The sequence below is a fragment of the Amycolatopsis sp. NPDC050768 genome, from assembly GCF_040654155.1.
Taxonomy (GTDB): Bacteria; Actinomycetota; Actinomycetes; order Mycobacteriales; family Pseudonocardiaceae; genus Amycolatopsis.
In genome coordinates this window covers 99,543-124,531 of the sequence record NZ_JBFAHL010000026.1, presented here as the reverse complement: position 1 = coordinate 124,531, position 24,989 = coordinate 99,543, and the positions used below count along the sequence as shown (strand labels likewise).

The 24,989-nt window shown below is 70.3% G+C and carries 23 protein-coding genes and 1 pseudogene; 12 read left to right on the top strand and 12 right to left on the bottom strand.

Annotated elements, in window-relative coordinates; all coding sequences use genetic code 11:
• Together AB0H62_RS46400 and AB0H62_RS46395 are read left to right on the top strand one after the other, a co-directional pair.
• A pseudogene (locus AB0H62_RS46400) lies at nucleotides 1-480 on the top strand (hypothetical protein); the annotation flags it as partial.
• A 201-nt stretch (nucleotides 481-681) separates the two neighbouring features.
• Entirely contained in the window at nucleotides 682-1,488 is an 807-nt protein-coding gene (locus AB0H62_RS46395) for a PaaX family transcriptional regulator C-terminal domain-containing protein (protein WP_255638814.1), read from the top strand.
• 1 nt (nucleotide 1,489) lies between these two features.
• Here AB0H62_RS46395 and fdxA read toward each other — a convergent pair whose 3' ends face one another.
• The 4 genes from fdxA to boxC are packed head-to-tail and all read right to left on the bottom strand — an operon-like array spanning nucleotide 1,490 to nucleotide 6,016.
• Nucleotides 1,490-1,831: a ferredoxin gene (gene fdxA, locus AB0H62_RS46390; protein ID WP_360592507.1), complete on the bottom strand. Its 342-nt coding sequence runs from the start codon at nucleotides 1,829-1,831 to the stop codon at nucleotides 1,490-1,492.
• A gap of 21 nt (nucleotides 1,832-1,852) precedes the next feature.
• Nucleotides 1,853-2,860, bottom strand: a complete 1,008-nt coding sequence (locus AB0H62_RS46385; protein ID WP_360592505.1) for an NAD(P)/FAD-dependent oxidoreductase — start codon at nucleotides 2,858-2,860, stop codon at nucleotides 1,853-1,855.
• Nucleotides 2,861-2,882: 22 nt separating this feature from the next.
• Nucleotides 2,883-4,304 carry a benzoyl-CoA 2,3-epoxidase subunit BoxB gene (gene boxB / locus AB0H62_RS46380; RefSeq protein WP_220238973.1) on the bottom strand — a complete coding sequence of 474 codons (1,422 nt, stop codon included), beginning with the start codon at nucleotides 4,302-4,304 and terminating at the stop codon, nucleotides 2,883-2,885.
• 2 nt (nucleotides 4,305-4,306) lie between these two features.
• Nucleotides 4,307-6,016: a 2,3-epoxybenzoyl-CoA dihydrolase gene (gene boxC, locus AB0H62_RS46375; RefSeq protein WP_360592504.1), complete on the bottom strand. Its 1,710-nt coding sequence runs from the start codon at nucleotides 6,014-6,016 to the stop codon at nucleotides 4,307-4,309.
• 246 nt (nucleotides 6,017-6,262) lie between these two features.
• On the opposite strand from boxC, the gene AB0H62_RS46370 reads away from it, so the two are divergent.
• Nucleotides 6,263-7,651, top strand: a complete 1,389-nt coding sequence (locus tag AB0H62_RS46370; RefSeq protein ID WP_360592503.1) for a hypothetical protein — start codon at nucleotides 6,263-6,265, stop codon at nucleotides 7,649-7,651.
• A 13-nt stretch (nucleotides 7,652-7,664) separates the two neighbouring features.
• Here AB0H62_RS46370 and AB0H62_RS46365 read toward each other — a convergent pair whose 3' ends face one another.
• The 6 genes from AB0H62_RS46365 to AB0H62_RS46340 all read right to left on the bottom strand — a co-directional run bounded on the left by AB0H62_RS46365 (nucleotide 7,665) and on the right by AB0H62_RS46340 (nucleotide 13,480).
• Nucleotides 7,665-8,120: a helix-turn-helix domain-containing protein gene (locus AB0H62_RS46365; protein WP_360592501.1), complete on the bottom strand. Its 456-nt coding sequence runs from the start codon at nucleotides 8,118-8,120 to the stop codon at nucleotides 7,665-7,667.
• Nucleotides 8,117-9,070 carry an LLM class F420-dependent oxidoreductase gene (locus AB0H62_RS46360; RefSeq protein WP_220238969.1) on the bottom strand — a complete coding sequence of 318 codons (954 nt, stop codon included), beginning with the start codon at nucleotides 9,068-9,070 and terminating at the stop codon, nucleotides 8,117-8,119. The genes AB0H62_RS46365 and AB0H62_RS46360 overlap by 4 nt, the downstream gene beginning before the upstream one ends.
• 100 nt (nucleotides 9,071-9,170) lie before the next feature.
• Complete coding sequence (locus tag AB0H62_RS46355) at nucleotides 9,171-10,295, bottom strand: acyl-CoA dehydrogenase family protein (RefSeq protein ID WP_360592499.1); 1,125 nt, start codon at nucleotides 10,293-10,295, stop codon at nucleotides 9,171-9,173.
• Between the two features lie 79 nt (nucleotides 10,296-10,374).
• On the bottom strand, nucleotides 10,375-10,869 hold the full coding sequence (locus AB0H62_RS46350; protein ID WP_255637768.1) for a universal stress protein: 495 nt from the start codon (nucleotides 10,867-10,869) through the stop codon (nucleotides 10,375-10,377).
• Nucleotides 10,870-10,883: 14 nt separating this feature from the next.
• A complete protein-coding gene (locus AB0H62_RS46345; RefSeq protein WP_360592497.1) occupies nucleotides 10,884-12,263 on the bottom strand; it encodes an MFS transporter in 1,380 nt (459 codons plus the stop codon).
• 425 nt (nucleotides 12,264-12,688) lie between these two features.
• Nucleotides 12,689-13,480, bottom strand: coding sequence for an IclR family transcriptional regulator (locus AB0H62_RS46340; protein ID WP_220238965.1), 792 nt, complete (start codon nucleotides 13,478-13,480; stop codon nucleotides 12,689-12,691).
• A gap of 124 nt (nucleotides 13,481-13,604) precedes the next feature.
• Between AB0H62_RS46340 and AB0H62_RS46335 the strand changes: the two genes are divergently transcribed.
• The 3 genes from AB0H62_RS46335 to AB0H62_RS46325 all read left to right on the top strand — a co-directional run bounded on the left by AB0H62_RS46335 (nucleotide 13,605) and on the right by AB0H62_RS46325 (nucleotide 17,960).
• The gene (locus AB0H62_RS46335) at nucleotides 13,605-14,810 is read left to right on the top strand and encodes a CaiB/BaiF CoA-transferase family protein (RefSeq protein ID WP_360592495.1); all 1,206 of its coding nucleotides are present in this window, start codon (nucleotides 13,605-13,607) and stop codon (nucleotides 14,808-14,810) included.
• Nucleotides 14,811-14,846: 36 nt separating this feature from the next.
• On the top strand, nucleotides 14,847-15,752 hold the full coding sequence (locus AB0H62_RS46330) for a hydroxymethylglutaryl-CoA lyase (protein ID WP_220238963.1): 906 nt from the start codon (nucleotides 14,847-14,849) through the stop codon (nucleotides 15,750-15,752).
• A 135-nt stretch (nucleotides 15,753-15,887) separates the two neighbouring features.
• Nucleotides 15,888-17,960 carry an AMP-binding protein gene (locus tag AB0H62_RS46325; RefSeq protein ID WP_220238962.1) on the top strand — a complete coding sequence of 691 codons (2,073 nt, stop codon included), beginning with the start codon at nucleotides 15,888-15,890 and terminating at the stop codon, nucleotides 17,958-17,960.
• A gap of 3 nt (nucleotides 17,961-17,963) precedes the next feature.
• Here the strand turns inward: AB0H62_RS46325 and AB0H62_RS46320 are convergent, their stop codons facing one another.
• Both AB0H62_RS46320 and AB0H62_RS46315 read right to left on the bottom strand, forming a co-directional pair.
• Entirely contained in the window at nucleotides 17,964-18,587 is a 624-nt protein-coding gene (locus tag AB0H62_RS46320; RefSeq protein ID WP_255637767.1) for a TMEM175 family protein, read from the bottom strand.
• 63 nt (nucleotides 18,588-18,650) lie between these two features.
• Complete coding sequence (locus AB0H62_RS46315) at nucleotides 18,651-19,526, bottom strand: LysR family transcriptional regulator ArgP (protein WP_360592493.1); 876 nt, start codon at nucleotides 19,524-19,526, stop codon at nucleotides 18,651-18,653.
• 70 nt (nucleotides 19,527-19,596) lie between these two features.
• Here AB0H62_RS46315 and AB0H62_RS46310 point away from each other — a divergent pair, with 70 nt between their 5' ends.
• From AB0H62_RS46310 to AB0H62_RS46285, 6 genes are all read left to right on the top strand, one after another.
• Entirely contained in the window at nucleotides 19,597-20,205 is a 609-nt protein-coding gene (locus AB0H62_RS46310) for a LysE/ArgO family amino acid transporter (RefSeq protein WP_220238960.1), read from the top strand.
• 98 nt (nucleotides 20,206-20,303) lie between these two features.
• Nucleotides 20,304-20,753, top strand: coding sequence for a MarR family winged helix-turn-helix transcriptional regulator (locus AB0H62_RS46305; protein WP_360592491.1), 450 nt, complete (start codon nucleotides 20,304-20,306; stop codon nucleotides 20,751-20,753).
• Complete coding sequence (locus AB0H62_RS46300; protein ID WP_360592490.1) at nucleotides 20,750-21,583, top strand: ATP-binding cassette domain-containing protein; 834 nt, start codon at nucleotides 20,750-20,752, stop codon at nucleotides 21,581-21,583. The genes AB0H62_RS46305 and AB0H62_RS46300 overlap by 4 nt, the downstream gene beginning before the upstream one ends.
• Entirely contained in the window at nucleotides 21,543-22,364 is an 822-nt protein-coding gene (locus tag AB0H62_RS46295; RefSeq protein WP_220238957.1) for an ABC transporter permease, read from the top strand. The genes AB0H62_RS46300 and AB0H62_RS46295 overlap by 41 nt, the downstream gene beginning before the upstream one ends.
• 126 nt (nucleotides 22,365-22,490) lie before the next feature.
• Nucleotides 22,491-24,539, top strand: a complete 2,049-nt coding sequence (locus AB0H62_RS46290; RefSeq protein WP_360592532.1) for a transglycosylase domain-containing protein — start codon at nucleotides 22,491-22,493, stop codon at nucleotides 24,537-24,539.
• A gap of 255 nt (nucleotides 24,540-24,794) precedes the next feature.
• Complete coding sequence (locus tag AB0H62_RS46285) at nucleotides 24,795-24,989, top strand: hypothetical protein (protein WP_360592488.1); 195 nt, start codon at nucleotides 24,795-24,797, stop codon at nucleotides 24,987-24,989.

Genomic DNA, 24,989 nt, shown 5'->3' with positions numbered 1-24,989 from the left:
ACCCACTATTCCGGGCGTTGGCACTACTTCGCGGCCCCGCGGCGCGCCCCCCCCCCCCCCCCGCGCGCCCCCCCGGCCGGCCCCGGGCCCCCCCGCCGCGTCCGCGGCACTCCGGCCGGGGCCGAAGCGGACCTGGCCCGCAAGCGCGAGGTCGTCTGCGCGTTCCTCGCGGCTTCGCGCGGCGGCGACTTCGCCGCGCTCGTGGCCCTGCTCGATCCGGACGCCGTGCTGCGCGCCGACGGCGACGTCGCCAAGCTCGTGCGCGGGGCCGAGAACATCGCCGCGGGCGCCGGCCGGTTCGCCGACCGCGCTGCCGTCTCGCGGCCCGCGCTTGTCGGCGGCCGGCCGGGCATCATCGCGGCGCCGCTGGGCCGGCTGCGGGTGGCGATGGCGTTCACGATCGCGGGCGGCGTGATCACCGAGGTCGACATCGTCACCGAGCCGGAGCGGCTGGCGGAACTGGAAATCTCAATGCTCTGAATCGCGCGGCGATCGATGCGAAAACGTCCGGGGAAGTTCAGGCAGGAGGCCTTGCGAGGAGAGCAACCGTTCTCCCCCGGGTCACGTACTCGGGCACCGTCAACCGGGTAATCTGACCAGACGCTTGTACCAGTTTTTCTCCCGGAAGGCGGTGATCCGCAGGTGGCGGCCACCCGGCCCACCGTCACACGGCGGCGCGAACTGGCGCACACCAGTGCGCGGTCGCTGCTCATGACAGTGCTCGGCGAGTACGTGCTGCCTCGCCAGGAGCCGGTCTGGACGTCGTCGCTGGTCGATGCCCTCGCGTTGTTCAAGGTCGAGGAGAAGTCCGCCCGCCAGGCGCTCGCCCGCGCTTCCGGCGAGGGCTGGCTGAAGTCCGAGCGAGCGGGCCGACGCGTGCGCTGGCTGCTGACCCCGCCGGGACGCCGCCTGCTGAGCGAAGGCGCCGAGCGGATCTACGGCTTCGGCCGGCAGACCGGCGAGTGGGACCGCAGGTGGCTGGTGCTGCTCGTGTCGGTGCCCGAATCCCAGCGCGACCTGCGCCACCGCATGCGCACCCGGCTGAGCTGGGCGGGCTTCGGCTCGCCGGCGCCGGGCGTGTGGATCAGCCCGAACGTCGGCGCGGAACCCGAGGCCGCCCGGCTCGTCGCGGAGCTCACCGACGGCGGACAGGCCATGTCGTTCGTCGCGAGCTACGCCGAGATCGGCGACGAGCAGCAGATGGTCGCCCGTGCCTGGGACCTGCGGGAGCTCGAACACCACTACGAGCGCTTCATCGACGAGTTCACCGGCCTCGCGCCACGCTCGGGCGAGGCGGTGCTCCTCGCGCAGACCCGCCTGGTGCACGAGTGGCGCCGCTTCCCGTTCCTCGACCCCGACCTGCCGCGAAACCTCCTGCCCGACCGCTGGAGCGGCACGCAGGCGGCCGAGCTGTTCCACACCCGCCACGCCGAATGGCGCGACGAGGCACAGCAGCACTGGGACTCTTTCGTCGAGAACGGCGGCTAGCTCAGGCGCGCGGGTCGTACTCCGCGACCAGCGCCGTGTCCGCGCCGGCCGGGCCGAACGACATCGCGCCGCCGGGCTGGCCGATGGGCGCGTCGCGGCCGGGCAACGCTTCGGTGAAGAAGCGGCGGTTGTCCTCGGCAAAGGCGGCGTACTCGTCGGGTACGTGCCGGTCCTGCGAGATCGCCTCGACCGGGCAGGCGGGTTCGCAGTTGCCGCAGTCGATGCACTCGTACGGGTTGATGTAGAGCTTGCGCTCGCCTTCGTAGATGCAGTCGACGGGGCACTCCTCCATGCAGGAGCGGTCGGTGATGTCGATGCACGGTTCGGCGATGACGTACGGCATGTTCTTCTCTCCCAACGGTTTTCAGACGCGATCGGGGACGCGCTCGTCGGTGGAGTGGCCGGGGAACACCGGCGCGGCGGGGTCGAGGTGGTGCGCGGCGTTGTTCACGGCCGTCGCGGCTTCGCCGAAGCCGACGGCGATGAGCCGCACTTTGCCGGGGTAGTCGTTGATGTCGCCCGCGGCGAAGATGCCGGGGACGGAGGTGGTCATGGCCGCGTCGACCGGGATGTGGCGCCGGTTCTCGACGTCGATGCCCCACCGCAGCAGCGGCCCGAGGTTGGCGGTGAACCCCAGTGCGGCGACGATCCGCCCGCACCGCAGCGTCCGCGCGCCTTCACCGCTCTTGAGCTCGACGCCGGCGACTTCCGGCCCGCCGAGCACCCGCGAGACTTCCGCGTTGACGACCAACTCCACGCCGAGCTCCCGCACCGCCGCGACGGTCGCCGGATGTGCGCGAAAGGTTTCGCGCCGGTGCACGAGCTTCACCGACTTCGCGACCGGGTGGAGCGCGAGGGCCCAGTCGAACGCCGAGTCACCGCCGCCGACGATCACCACGTCGGTGCCCGCGTAGTCGTCGAGGTGGCGCACGAAGTAGGCCAGGCCGTTGCCCTCGAACGCGGCCGCCGGGACGAGCGGGCGCGGGGTGAAGGTGCCGATGCCGCCGGTCACGATCACCGCGCGCGCCTCGATCCGCGTGCCGAGGTGCGTGGTCACGGCGAACGTGCCCGGGCCGCGCTCCAGCACGTCGGCGCGGTGGCCGAGCAGGTACCGCGGCCCGAACGGCGCGGCCTGCTCCAGCAGGCGCTCGACCAGGTCGCGCCCGCGGACGGACGGGAACCCGGCGACGTCGAAGATCTGCTTCTCCGGGTACATCGCGATGATCTGCCCGCCCGGCTCGGGCAGCGAGTCGACGACGGCGACCGACAGGCCGCGGAAGCCGGCGTAGTAGGCGGCGTAGAGGCCGGTGGGTCCGGCCCCGACCACGAGCACGTCGGCGCTGACGACTGGCGGAGTGTCCGGAGTGGACATTCTGCGCTCCTCGGTGGGTGCCTCAGGGAAGGTGGACGTACTCGTACTCGAACGGCTGACCGTTGATCCCGTTGCCCGGCGGCGCGACCCAGCTCGCGATCTTCCCGCGCTCGTACACGGGGTGCATGAGCGAGCGGACGAACGCGAGGTCCTCGGCCGTCGGCAGCCAGTTGCGGCGGTTGGCTTCCCACGTGGCCTCGTCGACGATGGTGCCGTCGGGCGTGATGTGGTGCCCGGCGTTGAGGCCGACCTGGCGGTTGAACCCCGGGTGCGGCAAGGCGAAGCGGAAGTCGATGCCCGCGTCGGCGACGATCTTGTTCCAGCGGTTGAGGCCGTTTCGGCAGTCGGCGATGTACTCGCCGCGCAGGTCGAGGTTGAGCGCAAGCAGCGTCTGCACTTCTTCGGTGTCCCACGTGCCGTCGGCGCGCGGGCGGTCGAGGAACGTGCTGTCACCGGTGAGCTGGTGGTCGTCCTTGCGGCGCGTCTCGTGCCAGCGGCCCTTGAGGCCGGCGGTGTAGTAGTTCGCCGCGTTGGTCGAGGTTTCACTGCCGAACAGGTCGAGCGAGACGGTGTAGTGGAAGTTGAGGTAGCGCTGGATGATGTCGAGCGGGATGCCGCCGGCCGGCGCAATGTCGAGCGTGTCGTGCTCGCGGATCAGCTCGGCGCTGCGGGTCACCACACGGTCGATGCCGGTGGTGCCGACGAACATGTGGTGCGCTTCCTCCTTCAGCATGAACTCGCAGGTGCGCGAGAGCGGGTCGAAGGAAGATTCCTTGAGCGTGCCGAGCTGGTATTTGCCGTCGCGGTCGGTGAAGTAGGTGAACATGTAGAACGCGAGCCAGTCGGCAGTTTCCTCGTTGAACGCGCCGAGGATGCGCGGCGTGTCGGGGCTGCCGGAGTTGCGGAACAGCAGGCCCTCGGCTTCCTCCCGGCCTTCGCGGCCGAAGTAGGCGTGCAGCAGGTAGACCATGGCCCAGAGGTGGCGGCCTTCTTCGACGTTGACCTGGAACAGGTTCCGCAGGTCGTACAGGCTGGGCGCGGTGAGGCCCAGCAGCCGCTGCTGCTCGACCGACGCCGGTTCCGTGTCACCCTGGATCACGATCAGGCGTTGCAGATCCGCGCGATACTCCCCCGGAACCTGCTGCCACACCTCGTTTCCCGCGTGCTCGCCGAACGCGATGCGCCGGTCGGGGTCGCGCTCGGCGAGGAAGATGCCCCAGCGGTAGTCCGGGACGTTGACGTGCCCGAAGTGGGCCCAGCCCTCGCGGCCCACGCTCACGGCGGTGCGCAGGTACACGCCCTGCGTCTCCAGGGTCGGGCCCATCTCGCCCCACCAGTTGAGGAACTTAGGCTGCCAGCCCTCCAGCGCGCGCTGCAGCCGACGGTCGTCGGCGAGGCCGACGTTGTTGGGGATCTTGCTGGAGTAGTCGATCTTCTCGGGCACGGTCAGACTCGCTTCCGGTCGAAGGTCGCCTTCTGGCCCGTGCCGTAGCGGCGCAACGCGCCTTCGGGGCCCGAGGCGTTCGGGCGGGTGAAGATCCAGTTCTGCCACGCGGTGAGGCGGCCGAAGATCTTCGTCTCCAGAGTTTCGGGGCCGACGAACCGGTGGTTCGCTTCCATGCCCGTGAGGGAGTCGGGGCTCAGCGCCGCGCGACCCTCCACGACGATGCGGATCTCGTCTTCCCAGTCGATGTCGTCGGGGGCGTCGGTGACGAGGCCGAGCTCGACGGTCTCCTGGGGCGTCAGCGCGCTGCCCAGCTCCTTGCGGAGCCAGTCGAGGTGGTCTTGTTCGCCGTAGAAGCGGGATTCCAGGCGGGAGAGGCCGTTGCCCATGGGGAAGGTGCCGAAGTTGGCTTCCGACAAGGTGATCGCGGCGCGTTGGAGGCTGTGCTCATTGTCGAGGGGCGGACCGTCCAGAATGTACTGGCGGTCGGCAGCCAGCGCGAGCTCCAGCAGCACGCCGGCGAAGCAGCTGCCCGGCTCGATGAGCGCGATGAGACTGCGGCTGGTGACGTCGAGCCGCTTGAGGACGCGCTTGGTGTAGTGGCGGATTTCGTTGCACAGCCAGTCTTCGCCGGATCGGCCGAGGACGGCGCGCTCGTGGGCCAAGACCTTTTCGGCGTCGCCGCTCGTGCGCAGAAGCCAGGTGCCGAGGCTCGATTCGTTGGTGCGCAGGCGGAGGATGAGGTCGTCGAGCTCGCGGGTGACGGCCAGCAGCCAGTTTTCGGCGCCCTGCTCGTGGATCTCCCGGGTGGTCTCGGGCGCTGCTGCTTCCGGTCCGTGCACGGTGATCTCGACGGTGCCGGCCGGGCGGTCGAACACGGCGGTGACGTGCGGGTAGGTCAGGCCCGACTCCGTCGCGCTGCGGTCGAGCGGCGTCAGTTCGATGCCGTGGGCGTCGGCGGGCCGTGTGCTGTTCTCCGCCAGCTCCAGCGCCCGCTTCTCGACTGTCCGGAGGAATTCGCGGCGCGGAGCCAGCTCGTCGACGAGCTTCCAGTCGACGGCCGTCTTCCCTTTCACACCGTCACTTCGCGTGGCGAACACGTCGGCGCGGTCCTTGCGCACGCCGCGCTTGTCGACCACTCGCGTAAGCCCGCCCGTGCCGGGCAGCACGCCCAGCAGCGGCACCTCGGGCAACGCGACAGTCGACGAATTGTCGTCGATGAGGATGATTTTGTCACACGCGAGAGCCAGCTCGTACCCGCCGCCCGCGCACGCCCCGTTCACGGCCGCGAGGTACGTCTGGCCGGAGTTCTCGGTCGCGTCCTCCATGCCGTTGCGCGTCTCGTTGGTGAACTTGCAGAAGTTCACCTTCCACGCGTGCTCCGACGCCGCCAGCATCCGGATGTTCGCGCCGGCGCAGAACACACCGTCCTTGCCGCTCGTCACCACGACCGTCCGGACCCGCGGGTGCTCGAAGCGAAGTCGTTGCGTGGCGTCGTAAAGCTCGATGTCCACACCGAGGTCGTAGGAGTTCAGCTTGAGCTCGTAGCCGGGCACCAGCCCCCCGTCCTCGGCCACGTCGAGCTCCAGCCACGCCACGGCCCCGTCGACGCGCAGCCGCCAATGCCGATACCCCTCCGGCCGCCGGTCGAAACTCACGCCTTCTTGCGCGACGGGGACCTCCACCTCGCCACCCTGCGCGACAACCGTCATGGCGAACGCCTCCTCACTCGGGGTCAGTGGGGATAGTTTCTACATAACTCACTATATTCGTCAAGCTTCTGTAGAATATCTCGCGTTGGGTGACGCTGCTCCGTCCGGGCAAATCCCCTGGCCCGACCCTCCCCGGCGGCGCTACTTTCTCCCTTGATCGCAGTCGCAACTGCGCAACCACGCCGGCCCGGCAAGCGTGCGTCGGGGGACGCCCACGGACGGCCTTGTTTCCAGGGGGAAACCTTCTTGATCCTCAGATCCCCGCGCGGGGTCTTCCGGCTGCTCGCCGGACTGACCGCCGCGCTGACCCTCGGTGCCCTCGTGACGCCCACGGCCTCGGCCGACCCGGCGAAGCTGGTGATCACGGCTTCCGTCGACGAGGGCGTGCACCTGGTCGGAAAGCCGTTCCCGATCACGGTGACCGTGCACAACGGCTCGGCCGACCCGCTGACAGCAATCACCCTCTACACCGACCAGATGGTGGGCTCCTACGCGTCAGTGAACAGCTGGGGCGACTTCGGCTACCCCGGCACGACACTCGCCCCGGGCGAGACCCGAACCCTCGCGGTCACCGCGACCGTCTACAGCTGGGGCGGCGCTTCGCCGGAGTTCGACATCACCAGCAGCAGCATCGCTTCGTGGGATGTGCAGTCCGCGCACCTGAGCGTGCCGTTCGTCGACCCGACTACCACCACGGGCTCCGTACACGGTGTCGTTTACGGCGACGGCAACGGCAACGGCACGTTCGACCCGGGTGAGGGGCTCGCCGCAGCACCGGTGAGGATTTACGGCGACACCACGCTCGACACCGTGACGGGCGATGATGGCAGCTTCACCTTCGCCGACCTGCCCGCGCGCTACTACCAACTGTTCTCGACGACACTGCCCGACGGCTGGCTGCTCGCCGACCCCAACGGCGGCATCGACGTCACCGGCGGCGACCAGAACGTCGAGCTGCGCGCGGTACGGCCGCTGTCGGACCAGCTCACGGCGAGAGCGTCGGTGGATCGCGACGCCTATGCACCTGGCGACCAGGCGCAGGTGACCTTCACGCTGACCAATACCGGATCCCAGCCGTTGTCGGGGATCAGCGGGGCGTGCGATCGCATCGGTGGCAGCGAATACCAGCTTCGGGGCTGGCAGTCGTGGAACGACCTGATCTACCCGGCATCGCTGACCTTCGCGCCGGGTGAGACCCGGACGTTCACCGAGACCGGCACAGTGCCGCCGCTCGCGGACCAGTACGGAGGCTTCGCCGTCGATTGCGACTTCGGTCCCGAAACCGGTGATCCCGCAGGCAACCCGGAAGTCGGCTTGTGGGCCCGGGTGCCTGGAGCGCCGGGAGTCACCAGCGGCTCGATCTACCACGATGACAACAAGAACTTCATCCTGGACCCCGGTGAGGCCATTGCGGACACCTCCGCGAGCCTGGTCGACATCCTTTCGGGCGAAACGATCGCGAGCGGAACCACCGACGCCGACGGGCACGTCTCGTTCGGGTCCGTGCCCGCCGGGCGGTACGACCTGAAGGTCGCCGACGGCTGGGTTCCGGCCAGAGAGGGCAGCTTCCAGGTCCAGGCCGGAACATGCCAACAGTGTGGCTCCGAGTGGGCCCAGGTCTACACCCGAGGCTGAACCTCGGCCCGGGCTACCTCTCGCGGTAGCCCGGGCCCGGTTCGGGCGTCACGTTCGCCGTGGTGATCTCGTCGCCGCAGTGGGTGCAGGACAGGCGCGGCGCGACGGGTTCGCCGCAGGAGTGGCGCAGCACGAGTGGGGGGCCGTCGGGGGTCGGCAGGTGGTCGTCGCCCCAGCGCATGAGGATCACCAGCGCCGGGAAGATCTCCTTGCCGGTCGTGGTGAGGCGGTATTCGTGGCGGTCCGGGTCGGTGGCGTAGACCACGCGGTCGAGCACGCCCTGTTCCACGAGCTGTTTGAGCCGCGCCGACAGCGTCGGGCGGGGGATGCCGAGGTTGCGGGCGAACTGGGCGTAGCGCCGGACGCCGAAGAACGCCTCGCGCAGGATCAGCAGCGTCCAGCGCTCGCCGAGGACGTCGAGGGCCCGGCCGACGGACTCGGCCGTGAAGCGGTGCGACCCGGCCGTCACGGGGCCAGCTCGCGCAGCAGCGTGCGGCCGGCCGGGTCTTCCGCCGTGGCCGGGACGAGGCCGACGTGGTCGGCGCCCGCCGCGTGGTAGGCCGCGATGCGGTCGCGCACCTGGGCTGCGGAACCAATCGCCCCGACGTCGGCGACCAGTGAAGGCGGCACCACCAGCGACGCGCGCTTGGCGCCGGAACGCGCGGCGGCGACGAGCTCGCCGTACCCCAGCTCGGCGAACATCTCGCCATAGCCGGGCGGGCTCAGGTACACGCTGGCCTGCGCCGCGAGCTGCCGCAGCGTCGCCTCCCCCGGGTTCAACGCGACGGGCACCCACACGGCCAGCCGCGGCGGCGTGCGGCCCGCGGCGTGCGCCTGACCGTCGATCTCCTTGCGCACGCGCGAAACGTGCGAAGGCGGCACGAGGTTCAGCACGACCTCGTCCGCGATCTCCGCGGCCACCCGCGTCATCGCCGGCCCGAACGCGGCCACCGTGATCGGCACCGGCGCCGGCTCTCGCAGGCGGAACCCGTTGCTGCGCACGTGTTTCCCGTGAACCGAGAGTCGCTGTCCCTCGAGGACGGTCCGGACCGCGGCCACGGTCTCCCGCATCCGCAGGGCCGCGTGGTCCCACGGCCGGTCGTGCCAGCCGTTGACGATCGCCGGGCTCGACCCACCCAGCGCCAGCCCCACGGGCCTGCGCGCCAGCGCCGCGACCGACGCCACGCCAAGCCCCAGCGCCACCGGCGTCCGCACCCCGAGCGGCAACGGCCCGACCTTCACCCCGATCCGCTCCGTCCGCAGGCCGACGGCCGTCGCGAGCGCGAACGCGTCGAACGTCGCCATCTCCCCGACCCACAACTCCCCGAACCCATTGCGGTCCGCCTCCACGGCGATGTCCACGGCCTCGGCCGCCGGCCGATCCAGCCAGAACGGCGTGACAACCCCGATCGCGGTCACCGCTGCACCATTCCACTCGCCAAGCCGAGCAACGCCGGCCCGATCACCCGGCGAACCACCTTGATGTCGGTGGCCACCGGCGTGACCACACCCACCGTGGTCACAGCTGAGCCGTTTCGGTGGGCAGGCCCAGCAGCAGGCGACCGGTCAGCTCGAACGTCGCGGGATTCACCTGGAAGTGTGCCGTGGCGGTGTGGGCGTCGCGGAAGCGGCGTTGCAGAGGGGACGTTTCGTAGATCGCCGAGCCGCCGCCGAGGTCGTAGAGGGAGCGCGTGACGTCGGCCGAGGTGCGGACCGCGTGGGTGCACGCAAGGCGCAAGGCGAGGCGAAGGTCGTCCGGCACAACTGAATCGGACAAAGCCGCCTGCCAGGCGTCGTCGATCGCGCAGTAGTAGAACTCGCGGGCGGCGCGCAGTGAAGCCTCGGCCTCGGCGACGGCGCTTTGTGTGGCGGTGCGTTCGGCGAGCGAGCGGCGCGAGCCGCTGGGGTGCTTGGCCGCGGCGAGCTCCACGAACTCCGTGATGGCACCGCGCGCGTTGCCCAGTGCGGCGGCGGAGATGGACGCGGCGAAGAACCCGAACAGCGGGAACCGGTGCAGCTGCCCGGCGCCGGCGGGCGGACCGTCCACAACGGACAGAAGCCGGTGGTCGGGCACGAACACCGTGTCGGCGCTCGTGTCGTGGCTGCCGGTGCCGCGCAGGCCCGACGTGTGCCACGTGTCGTGGATTTCCAACTCAGCCGTGGGAATCGCGGCGACCACGAGCTTCCCGTCGAGCACGACGCCCAGGAAGATCCAGTCCGCGTGCGTCACGCCGCTGCAGAACGACCAGCGCCCCGACACCGTGACCCCGCCGTCCACGGCCACGGCCTTGCCGCGCGGCGCCCACACGCCGGCGGCGACGGCATCGGGGTCACCGAAGACCTCCTGGCCGCCCTTCTCCGGCAGGTACGCGCCCAGCAGGCTGCTCGTGGCCGCGATCGACACGCACCAGCCCGCCGACGCGTCGGCCTCGGCCACGCGCTCGGCGGCCCGCAAGATCGCCGCCGCGGAAGGTTCCGAGCCGCCCAAAGAAGCCGGCAGCCCCGCGCGGAACAGGCCCGAAGCCCGAGCCGCCGACACGACCTCGGGCGCCAGCGCGCGACGCCGTTCGGTTTCGCCGGCGTGCTCGGCGGCCGCCGCGGCCACGGGTTGTGCCTTGTCGAGCAGGTCGTCGCGAGTGCCCACTGTCGTCCTCCGACCGGTTCAGGAAACTTACCGGTTCAGAATTTTTACCGAATCGCGCGCGCCTGTCAACGTCCGCTGGTCACGGCACCACGACCACGGGCCAGATCCCCGCGCGCACCAGCCGGTTGCCCACCGAGCCGACGAGCCGGTGCCCGCCCTGCTCCGACGCTCCGACCACGACCATGTCGGCACTCGCCTCGAGTGCGGCTTCCTTCAGCTCCGGATAGGCCTCGCCGCGGCGCACGACGAACGTCACCGGCACCCCGAGTTCGTCCGCGCGGCCGTGCAGCTCGGACCGCAGCTGCGCGATCTCCTCGGTGAACGTCTGCTGCTCGACGTCGACCACGGCGGCCGCGGCCAGCCCGGCCCACATCGACGGCGCCGCGACGTACACGACCACCAGCCGCGCCCGCTGGCGCCGAGCCAGACCCGCCGCATACGAAGCCGCGCGCAACCCCGTCGGCGATGTGTCCGTGCCGACCAGGATCACGCGCGGTCCGTCGGTTCCCCGTTCGTACGGCCCGGATTCCCACCGCGGGCCGTACTCCTCGACCAGATCTTCCACGAGGCCCATTATGTCCGCAGCGGTCAGCCTTCCCCGGCCACGTTCTCCACCGAGCGGCCTGTGGTGCGCGGGCCGAGGATCGCAATGTCCAGCGCCACCAGCACGAGCGCCGCGCCGATCACCACGAACAGCGTGGTCGCGCCCGAGCTATCGAGCAGCGGGACCAGCACGAACGGCATCAGGCCACTCGCCAGCCGCGAGATCGAGTACGTGCCGCTCGACGCCGTGGAGCGCAGCGCCGTCGGGAAGATCTCGGCCTGGTAGATGTGGTAGGAGTTCGAGAACACGTTGCTGATCGCCGTGTAGATGAAGCCGAACACGATGGCGAGAGCAATGGAGTTCGCGAGCCCGAACGCGAGGCCGAAGACCGCCATCGCGAGCACCGAACCGATGACCAAGTGCTTGCGCTCCAAGCGTTCCACGAGCGGCAGCGACAACGCCGAGCCCACCGGGTAGCCCAGGAACGTCAGCGCGGTGAACAGCAGCGACTGCGAGACCGGGTAGCCCTTCGCGGCGAGCACGAGCGGGACCATCGTGCCGAAGCCGTAGTAGCCGATGGTCTGCAACACGTGGAAGACCGTCATCATGATCGTGCGACGGCGGTACGTCGACCCGAACAGGTCACGGATCGGCGCGGCCTTGCGCACCGGCTTCTCGACCGGCGCGGGTGCGGGCTCCTCGGCCGGGGCCTGGCCCGCCTCGGCCTCGAGACCCCGGATCACGGTCTCCGCCTCCTGCGTGCGCCCCACCGAGTGCAGCCAGCGCGGCGACTCCGGCAGGCCGCGGCGCAGCAGGAACACCACGCCGGCGCCGAGCGCGCCGATCACGAACAGCCAGCGCCAGCCGGCGATGCCCAGGAACGACCCCTCCGTGAGCCCCTTCGCGAGGAAGCCGACGACCGGCACACCGCAGAACGCGAGCGTGTACGCCCACGCGATCAGCTTGCCGCGCTTGCGGGCGGGCAGCAGGTCGGTGAGGTAGGTGTCGGCCAGCGGCGGTTCGGCGCCGAGGCCCACACCGGCGAAGAACCGGGTGATCAGCAGCATGATCGCGTTGCCGCTGAACGCGCCGAGTAGCGAGAAGAACGAGTACAGCGCCAGGTTGAGCAGGAACGCCCCGCGCCGGCCGAAGCGGTCGGCCAGGCGGCCGAGCAGCAGCGCGCCGAAGAACATGCCGAGGAAGGTCGAGGCCAGCAGCGGCGGGAGCGCCGCCTTGCTGAGCTTGAACTCGCTGACCAGCACCGCGCTGATCGTCCCGGTCAGGAACACCTCGTAGAACTCGAAGAACAGACCGAGCCCGACGGCGACGGTCGCGCGCCGATGGGTGCGGGTGACCGGCAGCCGGTCGAGCCGCGCCGCGACCGCGGCCGTCCCCGGCTCCGCCGTGTCGAGGGGGTTCGCCATCCGTCGTCTCCTTTGACAGTTCATGGCCGCGCGGATCCAGCGTAAGGCAGGATCCACTATGTGATTCGTGCCCCCATGATGTGGCGGTAGGCGCGCGGACGTCAAGGGTCGCGGAGCGTTGTGGATCAGCCTGAGGGGTCCACCGATCGGGACGGATCCACCCCCGGCAGGCCCCTCACCAGCACGAAGGGTGGCAATCCGCGCGGTCGCATCGCACGACAAGAAATCTTCACTCCGCGACGAAACCGGCGAATCAGCCACAACGGACAGTGAGACCACTCCCCCGCGCACCGACCAGCGCGAACTCGCCCCGGGGTAGCGCGGTCCGTGAAGGGCACGTACCCACGCTGCAGCGCTAGCGGTTGTCTTCGGTGGCCCGCGCTCCACCAACCGACCACTCACGACACCGCGCAGCGGCGCCGAAGTCAGCCGATGACGTCGCGGGCCATTCCCGCGCGGTATCCCAGGCGTTCCGACGCCGCGGCCGCCGCGTCGAGCACCAGCGGCGCCAGGCGCGGCACGTCGGCCGACGTCATGCGCTGCGTCGGCGCGCCGATGCCGATCACGGCGCTCAGCTCGCCCGTCAGCCCGAACACCGGGGCGCTCAGCGAGGCCGCGCCGAGGTCGCGTTCCTCGAAGCTGCTGGCGTAGCCGTCGGCGCGGACCTGGGCGAGCTGCTGGTTGAGCAGGTCGATGTCGACGATCGTGTGCTCGGTGAAGCGCGCCAGGCCGTGCCCGACGGCGTCACGCAGCGCCAGCCGGTCCCACGCCAGGAAGACCTTCCCGGCCGAGCCGGCGTGCAGCGGCATCACCATGCCGACCACGAACAGCCGGATCACGGGGTGGCGCGACTCGGCCAGCGACACCACCGTGCGAAAGGCGCCGTCGCGCACGTACAGGCAGGCCGTCTCGCCCGAGTCGTCGCGCAGTTTGTGCAGCACGGGACGCACGAGCCGCACGAGGTCGAGGCCGAAGGTGCCCGGCGCGGCCCAGCGCACAAGGCCGAGCCCAACGCGGTAGGTGTCGTCGTACCGGTCGAGGAAGCCTTCGCGCACGAGGTTGTGCACCAGCCGCTGGCAGGTGCTGGCCGGCAGGCCGGTGGCGCGGGTGATCTGCTGCAGGGTCAGCTCGGGCTCCTCGATCGTGAACGACTCGAGGATCTGCTTGAACTTGCGCAGCACCAGCACCGGCGCGGTGCCGCCCCGCTCTTCCGCCATCGCCGCCCCGCTTCTGTGACCCACCCGACTGTTTCGCCGAGTGTAGTCAGCCTCGATCGTCTTGACGGCGACACGCACACCCGTATTCTGGGTTTGCAACTCACTATGTGGTTGGAGCGTGATCATGAGCAATCGAGGCCCTCTCACCGGAGTGCGGGTGGTCGAACTGGGCAACTTCGTCGCCGCGCCCACCGCCGGCAGACTGCTGGCCGACTTCGGCGCCGACGTCGTGAAGGTCGAGCGCCCGGGCAGCGGCGACGAGCTGCGCCGCTGGCGCCTGCACGCGGGTGACACCTCCCTGCTCTTCCGCACACTGGGCCGGAACAAGCGCTCCGTCACGCTCGACCTGCGCTCCCCCGAGGGCCAGGACGTCGCGCGCAAGCTCATCGCGAAGGCCGACGTCGTCCTCGAGAACTTCCGCCCCGGCACGCTCGAACGCTGGGGCCTGGGCCCGGACGAGCTCAAGCAGCTCAACCCCGGCCTCGTCCTCGTGCGCGTGTCCGGCTACGGCCAGACCGGCCCGTACCGCGACCGGCCGGGCTTCGGCGGCGTCGCCGAGGCCGTCGGCGGCCTGCGCGCGCTCACCGGGTACCCCGACCGCCCGCCGACGCGCGTCGGCGTGAGCCTCGCCGACTCCGTCGCCGGTCTGTATGCCGTGATCGGCGCGCTGATGGGCCTGCTGCGCCGCGAACGCGAGGGCGGCGGGGGCGAGACTGTCGACGTCGCGCTGTACGAGGCCGTCTACTCGCTGATGGAATCGCTGGTCCCGGACTTCGACGCGTTCGGCGTGGTCCGCGAGCCCGCCGGCTCCGCGCTGCCCGGCATCGCGCCGTCGAACACCTACCGCTGCGGCGACGGCAAGTACATCGTCGTGAGCGGCAACGGCGACGCCATCTTCCGCCGCCTCGCCCACGCCATCGGCCGCCCCGATCTCGCCGACGACCCGGCGCTGGCCGACAACGCCGGCCGCGTCGCCAACTCCGCCCGCCTCGACCAGGTCATCGGCGACTGGGCGCAGGGCCGTTCGCAGGAAGCCGCCGAGACGACGCTGCGTGCCGCCGACGTGCCCTGCGGCCCCATCCTCACCGCCGAGGACATCAGCAAGGACCCGCACTTCGAGGCCCGCGGCATGCACCAGCGCCGAACCGTGCGCATCGACGACAACGACGTCGAGGTCACCTTCCCCGGCGTCGTCCCCGCGCTCGGCGAGCACCCGGGCAGCGTACGGACGCTCGGGCCGGAGCTCGGCGAGCACACCGAAGACGTGCTGGCCGAGCTCGGCTTCGACGACGAGGCCCGCGCGCGCCTGCGCGCCGGCGGCGTGATCTGACCCTTCCGCACAGACCGAGAACAAAGGAGACCCACCATGGACGAGGTCCTCATCACCGAGGTCGTGCTGCGCGACGGCCTGCAGGACGAAGCCCGCACCGTGCCCACCCCCGACAAGCTCCGCCTCGCCCGCGGCCTCATCGACGCCGGGTTCCGTGCGCTCGAGGTCGGCTCCTTCGTCTCGAAGCGCCGCGTGCCGCAGATGGCCGACACCGACGAACTCCTGCGCACGCTCGACCCCGCGAACAGCCCTGTCACCCTGCACACGCTGGTCTTCACCGAGCGCGGCGCCCAGCAGGCCGTGGAAGCCGGCGCCCGCTCCGTGCGGCTCGTGGTCTCCGCGAGCGACGGCCACAGCACGGCCAACGCCGGCGTGCCGACCGAAGGCGCGCTCGCCCGGCTTGAGAGCTGCGCCGAGATCCTCACCGCCGCGGACGTCGCCATCGAGGCGACCATCGCGACGGCCTTCGTCTGCCCGTTCGACGGCGACACCGACCCCGCGCGCACCGCCGCCACCGCGGAACGCCTGGCCAAGCTCGGCGCCGGCGTGCTGCACCTCGCCGACACCATCGGCGCGGCCAACCCGAGCCTGCTGCGCCGCGGGATCGAAGCCGTGCGCGACGCGGTGCCCGACCTGCCGCTCGGCCTGCACCTGCACGACACCTACGGCTTCGCCGCCGCCAACGCGTGGGAGGGCCTGCGGCTCGGCATCCGCCGCTTCGACTCGTCACTCGGCGGGATCGGCGGCTGCCCCTTCGCACCCGGGGCCTCGGGCAACATCGCCACCGACGACCTGGTCCACCTGCTTCACCGCGAAGGCATCGCCACCGGCCTCGACGTCGCAAAGCTGGCCAGCCTGCGTGACGAGGTCCGGCTCGCCGTCGGGCACGAGCTCGGCTCGGCACTCTCGTCGGTTCCTGCCACGCCCGCCGCGCTCGTCTGAAAATTCCCGTCCCGCCGGATTCCTGGTCATTCGGAGTACCGGAGCTGAGCCGATTGCTGGTAGCGTGCCCGCACCTGAACGCGCGTCCGGTACCCACCGGGGAGCGCAACGCGCGCGGCGGTGAGGCGGATCGCAATGCGAGACGATGTGGTCGAGGCAAGCTCGACCGTCGGGCACCCGCCCGACGCGGTGTGGCAGATCGTCGGCTCCCCCGAGCTCTATCCGAGATTCCTGCCGGCGATCAGCTGGTGCGAGGTGACCGAGGCCCCGCTGCGTGGCCGTGGCCCGCGCTGCCTGATCAGGCTGGCTCCCGACCGGGAAACGTTGGTGGAAGGCACCATCCACGCGGTGGTGTACCGGCCCGGCGAACACGTGGTGTGGTGCGGGCTGCCCGACGAGCGCAACTGGATCTCGTTCGAGCTGCGCGCGCTCGCGGGCGGGGCGACTGAGATCGTGCTGCGCCTGATGCTCCCGTCGCTGCCGCCCGAGCACCACGACCTGCTTTCCCGCTCAGCGGTCAAGGGCATGCTGAAAGAACTGACGCGGCGGATCGAGCTGCAGCTGTCCGGCGAAGCCGCCGAGCCGCCGGAGTACGACCGCGCGACGACGCTGCGCACGGCCAACACGTTGGTACGCGCGGGCGTGCTCGTCGCGGGCCGGCCGGACAAGGTCGCGAAGCAGCTCAACTCGCTTTCGCAGTGGGGCGCCACGATCGCGGGCGGCTACCTCGCGGCGACCGCGCGCGGCGCCGACGACATCGCCGTGCACGACGAACGCAACAGCCGCTCGTTCCGCGACATCGACGAGCGCAGCAACCAGCTGGCCAACTCCCTGGCGAAGCTGGACGTGCGGCCGGGCCAGCGCGTGGCGCTGATGTGCCGCAACCACGCGGCGATGGTCGAGGCGTTCGTCGGGTGCAGCAAGCTCGGCGTGGACGTGGTGCTGCTCAACACCGGCTTGTCGCCCTCCGCGGTGGAAGACGTGCTCACCGAGCACCAACCCGCCGCCGTGCTGGCCGACGACGAGTTCGCGCAGACCATCGCGGGAGTGCAGGGCGACTTCCCCCGCGTGAGCACGTGGGACGACGCCGAGCAGGGTTACCGGACCGTCGACGAGCTCATCCACGAGGCGTCCAAGGCGCGACCGAAGCCGGCCAAGCGGCCGGGCCAGATCGTGGTGCTCACCTCCGGCACCACCGGCACCCCGAAGGGCGCGCGCCGTCCGACGCCGAAAGGCCTGAGTACCGCGGCGAGCATCCTCGCGCGGATTCCCTTGCGGGCACGGGACAAGATCGCCGTCGCGGCACCGCTGTTCCACAGCTGGGGCCTGGCCGCGTTGCAGGTCGGGATGTCCGTGCGGGCGGAGCTGTCGCTGATCCGCCGGTTCGACGCGGAGCAGACGCTGCGGATGATCGCCGAGCACCGCTGCGACGCGCTGTTCGCCGTGCCGATCATGTTGCAGCGCATCCACGAGCTGCCCGAGCGCGTGCGCAGCCGCTACGACCTGTCGTCGCTGCGGATCGTGGCCAGCAGCGGTTCCGCGATGTCGGGCTCGTTCGTCAGTTCGTTCATGGACACCTACGGCGACATCCTCTACAACTTCTACGGCTCCACCGAGGTTTCCTGGGCCAGCATCGCCGATCCGGTCGACCTGCGCGCCGCGCCGACCACCGCCGGCCGCTGCCCGCCGGGCACCCGCATCGCCATCCTCGACGACGAGCGCCGCCCCGTGCCGCCCGGCGACGAGGGCCAGATCTTCGTCGGCAACGACATGCTCTTCGACGGCTACACCAACGGCTCCAGCGTGCCGCGCTCGAAGGACCTGATGGCCACCGGCGACGTCGGCTACCAGGACGCGGCCGGCCGGCTGTTCGTCACCGGCCGCGCCGACGAGATGATCGTGTCCGGCGGCGAGAACGTGTTCCCGCGCCCGGTGGAAGAGGCGCTGGTCGCGTTGCCCGGCGTCTACGAAGCGGCCGTGGTGGGCGTGCCGGACGAGGAGTTCGGCCAGCGCCTCGCCGCGTACGTCGTGCTCCGCCGCGGCGCGCGCATGCACGCCGAGGACGTGCGGCACTACATCCACCAGAAGCTGGCCCGCTTCGCCGTGCCGCGCGATGTGTACTTCGTGCCGGAGCTCCCGCGCAACGCCACGGGCAAGATCCTCAAGCGGATGCTCAACGACGACCTGTGGCCGTTGCCGCAGGCGTGAGCGTCAGCGGTCGGCCTTGCGGCTGACGATCCACCGGGCGACCCAGGGCGCGGGGATGAGCAGCAAGAGGGCGTAGTAGCCGAGCACGGGTTCGACGGCGGCCGCGACAAAGGCGATCAGCAGCGCGGCCGTGGACAACAAGTTGTTACCGAGCCACAGGTCGGTCACGGAATCGGGGCTGCGGGCCACGTTCCGGTCCCGGCGGATGATCAGCACCAGCGCGGACTGGGCAAAGCTGCTCGCGAAGATCGTGCCCGTGTAGAACATGGCGGCGAAGCGGTTGGTCCCGAACGAACCGGTGATCTCCGTCGGGAACGGCAGCACGGCGATGGTGAAGAGCCACACGAAGTTCGCGTACACCAGCGGCCCGCTGTAGGCGCGGACCTCTTCGAAGATGCGATGGTGGCCCCACCACATCCGCGCGATCACCACGAAGCTCAGCACGAAGCTGAAGAGCTGGTTCCAGTGCTCCAGAACGACATCGACGGCTTCCTTGTGCTCCGCCGCCAGCTCGGGCACCAGATCGGTGAGCGGCAGCACGAGCAACGTCAACGCGATGGCCACCACGGCGTCGCTGAAGAACACGAGCCGCTCGGGTGATTTCGTCCGCTCCACATTGCTCTCCACGCTGTGATCCAACCACCTCACGGTGTGTGCGTGAAGCTGGGGCCGGGTGTCTACTCAGGACAGTCACTTCCGCAAAGCGGTAGCCGCCGCAGCCGCGACCGCCTCCGCCAAAGCAGCCAGCGCGGGTGAGTCCAGCTTCCACTGTTGCCAGTACAGCGGCACATCCGCCGGCCGGTCCGGCGCCAGATCCACCAAAGAGGACTCCCGCGTCTGGAGTTCCGGCACCATCCCCCAGCCCAGGCCGGCGGTGACGGCATCCGCGAAGGACTGCGACGACGGCACGTAGTGGCGGGCGCCGAGCGGTAGCGAGCGGCGGGTGAGGGTGCGCAGGAAGCGGTCCTGGAGGTCGTCCTTGCGGTCGAAGAGCACTGCAGGCGCCTCGGCCAGCGCGGAAGCCAGGGGGCGGTCCGCGAGCCAGCGCGCGACGAACGCCGGGGAAGCCATGGCGCGGTAGCGCATGAGGCCCAGGCGCGTTGAAGTGCAGCCCTGCACGGGGTGGGGCGCGGACGTGACGGCGGCCATCACGAGGCCCTCGCGCAGGAGGGTGGCGGTGTGGTCCTGGTCGTCGCTGCGGAGGTCGAAGGACACGCCGGGCACGGCGGCCAGCGCGGGGAGGAACCAGGTGGCCAGGGAGTCGGCGTTGACGGCGATGGGGAGGGTCAGCGGGCCCACGACGCCCACCAGGCCGAGTTCCGCGCGGGTGTCCTCCTCCAGACGCGTGAGCTGGCGCGCGAACCGCACGACGACCTGGCCCGAGTCGGTGAGCCGCACGGGTTTCGTCCGCAGGATGAGCACGCGGCCCAGGCGTTGTTCGAGCGCCTTCACGCGCTGGCTGACGGCCGACGGCGTCACGTGCAGCACGGCGGCCGCGCGGTCGAAGGACTGCTCGTCGACCACGGCGAGCAGTGTCCGGACCTGGTCGAGAGGGAGATCTGACATCACGGCAGCTAATGTTACGTAAGAATCTTTAGCTGGCCTAACCCGAAGGCCCCGCCTTACGGTCGAAGGCGTGGTTCCCGCACTCGCCGCCGGCTTCGGTACCGGCCTTTCGCTCATTGTCGCCATCGGGGCGCAGAACACGTTCGTGCTGCAGCAAGGGTTGCGCGGCGGGGCCGTCAAACGGCTGATCGTGGTGTGCGCGCTGTCGGACGTCGTGCTGATCGCCGTGGGGGTGAGCGGGATCGGCGCGGTGTTGCAGCGTTGGCCGGCGGCGATCACGGCGATCGGGGTCGTCGGTGGGGCGTTCCTGGTGACGTACGGGTTCCTCGCCGCGAGGCGCTGCATGAAGCCCGGCGCGCTGACGACAAGCGCGCTCGAGCCCGTGTCCCCGCGGCGCACGGTGCTCACCGGCCTCGCGCTGACCTGGCTCAACCCCCACGTCTACCTCGACACCGTGCTCCTGCTCGGCTCCGTGGCGGCCGGCCAGGGCGGTGGTCGCTGGGTCTTCGGCGTCGGCGCGGCGCTGGCGAGCGCCGTCTGGTTCAGCGCGCTGGGCCTGGGCGCGCGCCGGCTCGCGGGGGTGTTCGCGCGGCCGGCCGCCTGGCGGATCCTCGACGGGCTGATCGCCGTGACGATGACCGCGCTCGGCGTCTCGATGGTGCTCAGCCGGCTCGCCTGAAATCGCCAAGAAGGCCAACGAGCGCAAATCGTGAACAATAAGACCTAAGAGACATTTGGCGTTGATAATAACTCTGACTCAGAGCTAATGTCGAAGGCATGACCCCACCTCCCGACCTCGCCGAGCGGCTGATGTCCGCCGTGCAGGGCATCCGCCGCGTCGTGCGGCGGCGGGTGCGCGCGGAAGTGCCCGGCCCTCCCCTGCCCGGCGCGCAGGTCGAGCTGCTGCGGGTCGTCGACCGGCTGCCCGGCGTCGGCGTCGCCGCGGCGGCGCGCGAGCTGAGCCTCGCCGGGAACTCCGTGAGCACGCTCGTGAACCTCCTCGTCGAAGCCGGGTTGCTGCGCCGCGAGGTGGACCCGGCCGACCGGCGCGCCGCGCAGCTGCAGGTGACCGAGGCCGCGCGCGAGCGCATGGCGACCTGGCGAAAGGCGCGGACCGGGCTGGTCTCGGCCGCGCTCACGCGGCTGTCCGAAGAGGACACCGTGTCGATCACCGCGGCTCTGCCCGCGCTGGAGAAGCTGATGGACGCCCTGAAGGAGGAGGCATGAGCGCCCTGGAAACCGACCGCGAAGCCGGGCCCGAGCCCGCCGTCAGGTGCGCCGGCCTGCACCACTCGTTCGGCACCACGAAGGCCGTCGACGGCGTCGACCTGGAGATCGTGCCGGGCGAGATCTTCGGCCTGCTCGGCCCGAACGGCGCCGGCAAGACCACCACCATCCGCATGATCACCACCCTGCTGCCGCTCGACGCGGGGGCCATCACCGTGTTCGGCGTCGACGTCACGCGCCGCCGCATGGCCGTGCGCCGTCTGATCGGGTACGTGCCCCAGCAGCTCTCGGCCGACGGCGCGCTCACCGGACGCGAGAACGTGTCGCTGTTCGCGCGGCTGTTCGACGTCCCCCGCTCCCGCCGCGCCGACGAGGTCCACCGCGCGCTCGACCTGGTGGGCCTGCTGAATGAAGCCGACCGGCCCGCGGGCGGCTACTCCGGCGGCATGATCCGCCGGCTCGAGCTCGCGCAGGCACTGGTGAGCTCACCCCGGCTGCTCGTGCTCGACGAGCCGACCGTGGGCCTCGACCCGGTGGCGCGCTCGGCGGTGTGGGACCGCATCACCGAGATCCGCACGCGCACCGGCATGACCGTGCTCGTCACGACCCACTACATGGACGAGGCCGAGCAGTACTGCGACCGCGTCGCCCTGATGCACGCCGGCCGCGTCCGCGCGCTCGGCACCCCCGCCGAGCTCGAGGCGGAGCTCGGCCCGGACTCCACTTTGGACGACGTGTTCCGGTCGATGACCGGCGACGCGCTGCAGAGCGAAACAGGAGGGATGCGCAATGTCCGTGCCACTCGCCGCACCGCCCGCCGTCTCGGCTGACCCGGGACCACTGGAACAACTGCGCATCCTGCTCTCCCGCATCGGCGCGATGTGCCTGGTGGAGCTACAGAAGCTGCGCCGCGACCAGTCCGAGCTGATCACCCGCGCGATCCAGCCCGCGCTGTGGCTGCTGATCTTCGGCGAGACGTTCACGCGGATCCACGCGATCCCGACCGGCTCGATCCCCTACCTCGACTACCTCGCACCCGGCATCCTCGCGCAGTCGGCGTTGTTCATCTCCATCTTCTACGGCATCCAGATCATCTGGGAACGCGACGCGGGCGTGCTCTCGAAGCTGCTCGTCACGCCGACACCGCGGGCCGCGCTCGTGGCGGGCAAGGCGTTCGCGGCCGGGCTGCGCGCGCTCGTGCAGGCGCTGATGGTGCTCGTTCTCTCGGCCATCCTCGGCGTGGGCCTCACCGCGAACCCGCTGCGGCTGCTGGGCATGGTCGTGATCGTGATCCTCGGTTCGGCGTTCTTCTGCTGCTTCTCCATCGTGATCGCCGGCATCGTGCTCTCCCGCGAGCGGCTGATGGGGATCGGGCAGGCCATCACCATGCCGTTGTTCTTCGGGTCCAACGCCCTCTACCCGGTGGACCTGATGCCCGGCTGGCTGAAGGTGCTCAGCCACATCAACCCGTTGAGCTACCAAGTCGACGCCCTTCGCGGACTTCTCATCGGCACTCCGGCCAACCTCGGGCTGGACTTCGGCGTCCTAGTGGGTGCGACCGCCTTGGCGATCGGCGTCGCATCGGCTCTGCTCGGAAGGTTGGCTCGATGACAAACTCTGCTTTACCCACCGTATTCACACGAGCCCGGTCGTAGGTTGGGGACCGTGGGAAAAGGCAAGGGGGTAGCCCCGTTCCTCGGATTGTGCGTGCTGGCAGGCGTTCTCGTCGCGGGCACGATGGCACCGGTCGCCATCGGCGCGGGTGTTTTGTCCAATCAGGTCAGTGACTCCGTCGACGCGATCTCCGCGGATCTGGAGCACGCGGACCCGCCACTCGTGACAACGGTGACAGACCGGAACGGCGGCACGATCGCGACTTTGTACGCGCAGTACCGCATTCCGGTCACCGCGGCGCAGATCTCGCCCGCGATGAAGGCCGCGATCGTCGACATCGAGGACCGCCGCTTCTACACCGAAGGCGGTGTGGACCCGCAGGGCATGCTGCGCGCGGCGGTGAACGACAGCTCGGGCGGAGACCTCCAGGGCGCGTCGACGATCACGCAGCAGTACGTGAAGAACTACCTCATCAACGTCGTCGACCGCAACGACAAGACGGCGCAGGACAAGGACCGCGAGGACTCGTTGGCCCGCAAGCTGCGCGAGGCCAAGATGGCCGTGCAGATCAGCCAGACCGTGTCCAAGAACGACGTGCTCGCCGACTACCTGAACGTGGTGGAGTACACCGGCACCGTCTACGGCATCGGCGCGGCCGCGGAAGCGTATTTCGGGACCACAGCGGACAAACTGACCGTGCCACAGGCCGCGCTGCTGGCAGGCATGGTGAACAACCCCAGCGTCTACAACCCGTACACGCATCCGGACAACGCGCTCAAGCGGCGCAACACCGTCATCGACTCCATGGTCACGGCGAAGTCCATCCCCGCTTCCTTCGCCGCCACCGCGAAAGCGACACCGCTCGGCGTCGTCGGCACGCGCCCGGCCGCGCCGTCGAGCACGTGCATGGGCGCGGCGCCCGACGCCGGGTTCTTCTGCGCGTACGCGGTGAACTACCTCAAGCAGGCCGGGTTCACGATCGACCAGCTCGACACCGCCGGCTACGTCGTGAAGACCACACTCGACCCGCACGTGAGCCAGGTCGTGAAGGACGCGGTGGACGCCAACGTGCCGACGACACAGGACGGCGTGGCCAACACGTTCGCCGTGGTGCAGCCGGGCGCGAGCGGGCACCAGGTGCTCGCGATGGTCGCCAACCGCAACTACGGGACCGATCCGGCCCAGGGCGAGACGTCCACGAACATCGTGGCCGACGCGAGCAACAAGTTCGGCGCCGGTTCGTCGTTCAAGATCTTCACCTCGGCCGCCGCGATGGTGGCGGGCAAGGCCGGGCTGAACACGCCGCTGCCCAACCCGCTCAGCAACTGCTTCACGCCGCCGAACGCGAACAAGTACACGCCGTGCTACTCGGTGAGCAACGACGGCACCAGCTACCCCGACCCCATCTCGCTCGCCAGCGGCCTGGCGACGTCGCCGAACGTCGCGTTCGTGGGGCTCGAGTCGCAGGTCGGCATGCCCGCCGTGCTGGACATGGCGCGCAAGCTGGGCCTGCGCACCACGCTCGCGACCAACGACGCGGGCAACCCGCCGATCACCGATCCGTCGGACGCGCGGTCGAAGAACCCCCAGTACGACGAGCCGCAGTCGCAGTACTTCCAGAACCTGCTCTCGTTCACCCTCGGCAACAGCCCGGTGAGCCCACTGGAGATGGCGAACGTCTCGGCGACACTGATGAGCGGCGGCATATGGTGCCCGCCCGACCCGATCCTGTCGGTGACCGACCGCGACGGCCAAGCTGTGCCCGTAAAGCAGCAGGGGTGCGAGCAGGTGATCCCGACGGGCGTCGCCAACACGCTGGAGGCCGGGCTCTCGCAGGACACCACCGTCGGCACGTCGGCCGCCGCCGCGCACTCGGCCGGCTGGACACGCCCGGACATCGGCAAGACGGGAACCACGCAGCTGTCGGAGTCCGTCGCGTTCGTCGGTGGTGTGGACAACTACGCCGTGTCGTCCATGGTGTTCGCCGACGGCCCGCACCCGGAGGAGATCTGCCCCGGGACGCCCGTACACCTCGGCCAATGCGGCCACGGCGCGTTCGGTGGCACGGTCGCGGCCCCGCCGTACTTCCACGCCATGAGCACGCTGCTGGCGGGTGTCCCCGACACCCCGATCCCGCCGCCGGACCCGCAGTACCTCGACGCGCGGAACTGAACCGCTGTGGGTCCGGCTGAAGGGCTCCTTGAGGGACTTCGATTCCCGCAAGGAGCCCTTCACAATCACAGAGGTGGCCCGCGCGGCCCCGCAGCGTCCCGGCCGACTTGGCGCGAGGGCGAAATGACCGAGTCGGCAGCCCGTCCTTCGTGCCCCCAGCGACCCACGTCGGCGGGTGGCGCGCCGGCGCTGCAGTGAACGCAACCTCGCCGCACTCGTGCCTCATCGGCGGACCGGATCACGCGGAGGATCGGCGTGATCGACTCCCGGTGCGCCGCGGCGGTGACCACGACCTTCGCGTGCCAGGTCCACCGGCGTTGTCGATGTTCGGTGTGCAGTGCCGGCTCCCGGACGTATTCGTGCAGCCGGCTCGGCCTGCACGGTGAGCCCGAAACCGCACCGGCCGAAACCGCGGACGACGACGTGTGGAAGCCCGTCGTCCGCGGCTGA

Excerpts from the sequence above, each read along its gene's own strand:
- AB0H62_RS46300 (WP_360592490.1), top strand. The coding sequence starts at position 20,750 with ATGAGCGCCCTGGAAACCGACCGCGAAGCCGGGCCCGAGCCCGCCGTC.
- AB0H62_RS46345 (WP_360592497.1), bottom strand. The coding sequence starts at position 12,263 with ATGGCGAACCCCCTCGACACGGCGGAGCCGGGGACGGCCGCGGTCGCG.
- AB0H62_RS46385 (WP_360592505.1), bottom strand. The coding sequence starts at position 2,860 with ATGTCCACTCCGGACACTCCGCCAGTCGTCAGCGCCGACGTGCTCGTG.
- AB0H62_RS46335 (WP_360592495.1), top strand. The coding sequence starts at position 13,605 with ATGAGCAATCGAGGCCCTCTCACCGGAGTGCGGGTGGTCGAACTGGGC.
- AB0H62_RS46325 (WP_220238962.1), top strand. The coding sequence starts at position 15,888 with ATGCGAGACGATGTGGTCGAGGCAAGCTCGACCGTCGGGCACCCGCCC.
- AB0H62_RS46295 (WP_220238957.1), top strand. The coding sequence starts at position 21,543 with ATGTCCGTGCCACTCGCCGCACCGCCCGCCGTCTCGGCTGACCCGGGA.
- AB0H62_RS46330 (WP_220238963.1), top strand. The coding sequence starts at position 14,847 with ATGGACGAGGTCCTCATCACCGAGGTCGTGCTGCGCGACGGCCTGCAG.
- AB0H62_RS46340 (WP_220238965.1), bottom strand. The coding sequence starts at position 13,480 with ATGGCGGAAGAGCGGGGCGGCACCGCGCCGGTGCTGGTGCTGCGCAAG.
- AB0H62_RS46290 (WP_360592532.1), top strand. The coding sequence starts at position 22,491 with ATGGCACCGGTCGCCATCGGCGCGGGTGTTTTGTCCAATCAGGTCAGT.
- AB0H62_RS46315 (WP_360592493.1), bottom strand. The coding sequence starts at position 19,526 with ATGTCAGATCTCCCTCTCGACCAGGTCCGGACACTGCTCGCCGTGGTC.
- boxC (WP_360592504.1), bottom strand. The coding sequence starts at position 6,016 with ATGACGGTTGTCGCGCAGGGTGGCGAGGTGGAGGTCCCCGTCGCGCAA.
- AB0H62_RS46350 (WP_255637768.1), bottom strand. The coding sequence starts at position 10,869 with ATGGGCCTCGTGGAAGATCTGGTCGAGGAGTACGGCCCGCGGTGGGAA.
- AB0H62_RS46305 (WP_360592491.1), top strand. The coding sequence starts at position 20,304 with ATGACCCCACCTCCCGACCTCGCCGAGCGGCTGATGTCCGCCGTGCAG.
- fdxA (WP_360592507.1), bottom strand. The coding sequence starts at position 1,831 with ATGCCGTACGTCATCGCCGAACCGTGCATCGACATCACCGACCGCTCC.